Below are 667 nucleotides of genomic sequence, written 5' to 3'. Positions count from 1 at the left end.
CGGAATGCGCGCAGCGCGCGCTCCCGCGCAGACTGGCCGAGGTCGCCGTGGACCGCCGCGACAGCGTAGCCACGTTCGGACAACGCATCTGCCAGGCGTTGCGCGGCCCGCTTGGTCTGGCTGAAGACCATCGTCAGCCCGCGCCCCTCGGCCTGCAGCAGCCGGGCGACCATCTCTTCCTTGTCGAGGTTGTGAGCCCGGTAGACGAACTGGGCAGTGGAGGGGACCGTCTGTGTCTCTTCGGACGATTCCGCACGGATGTTCAGGGGGTGCCGCATGTACCTGCGGGCCAAGCTCACCACGGCGCCGGGCATGGTGGCGGAGAAGAGCATGGTCTGCCGGAGCTCTGGTGTGAGGGCGACGATCTTCTCGACGTCCGGCAGGAAACCGAGGTCGAGCATCTCGTCGGCCTCGTCGAGCACGAGCACCTTGATATGCCCGAGGTCGAGGTGACCCTGTGCAGCTAGGTCGAGCAGCCGTCCCGGAGTTCCGACGACCACGTCGACACCCGACGTCAGAGCGCTGACCTGTGGTTCGTATGCCCGGCCGCCGTAGACGCTGAGCACCCTCACTCGCCGTACGGCAGATGCGGTCTCAAGATCGCCGGTGACCTGGTGTGCCAGCTCACGGGTCGGCGTGACGACGAGCGCCTGCGGTTTGCCCGGTT

Annotated in this window: 1 protein-coding gene; it reads right to left on the bottom strand. The window is 67.2% G+C overall.

Features of this window, described 5'->3' with window-relative positions:
• Nucleotides 1-667, bottom strand: a 667-nt coding sequence (locus ELR45_RS37260) for a DEAD/DEAH box helicase (protein WP_205856374.1), incomplete at both ends; no start/stop codon positions are given.

This window comes from Phytoactinopolyspora endophytica (genome assembly GCF_004138495.1).
GTDB lineage: Bacteria > Actinomycetota > Actinomycetes > Jiangellales > Jiangellaceae > Phytoactinopolyspora > Phytoactinopolyspora endophytica.
This window is presented reverse-complemented; position numbering and strand designations above follow the sequence as displayed.